Origin of the sequence: Flavobacterium lacisediminis (assembly GCF_025909975.1) — a bacterium.
GTDB classification, from domain to species: Bacteria; Bacteroidota; Bacteroidia; order Flavobacteriales; family Flavobacteriaceae; genus Flavobacterium; species Flavobacterium lacisediminis.
Window position 1 is genome coordinate 1 of the sequence record NZ_JAPCIO010000028.1, and the last position, 490, is coordinate 490.

Below are 490 nucleotides of genomic sequence, written 5' to 3' on the forward strand. Positions count from 1 at the left end.
AACAGCTACTATTAGCAATTACGCAGCTGGAATCACATATGTTTTTAATCCAACAGGACCAACAGTAAGTGGCACCGGAGCTATTTCAGGAATGACTAATGGTACAAGTTATACAGTAACCGCATCAAACGGAAGTTGTACTTCTGCTTCATCATTAGCTTTTAGTACTGCAGCTCAATTAGTAACACCATCAGTACCTACAATAACTTCAACATCTGCTACTTGTTCTACAAGTGGAACTGCTACAATTAGCAATTACACTTCTGGAATCACTTATGTTTTCAATCCAACAGGACCAACAGTAAGTGGCACAGGAGCTATCTCAGGCATGACTAATGGTACAAGTTATACAGTAACCGCATCAAACGGAAGTTGTACTTCTGCGTCATCATTAGCTTTTAGCACAGCAGCGCAATTAGTAACACCATCCGTACCTACAATAACTACAACAACTGCTACTTGTTCTACAAGTGGAACTGCTACAATTAGC

1 protein-coding gene is annotated in these 490 nt (G+C 40.0%); it reads left to right on the forward strand.

Translation table 11 applies throughout. The annotated features are described in order from the left end of the window. Positions 1-490 (forward strand): hypothetical protein (locus tag OJ995_RS13520; RefSeq protein ID WP_432419338.1); only part of this gene is annotated, 490 nt, incomplete at both ends.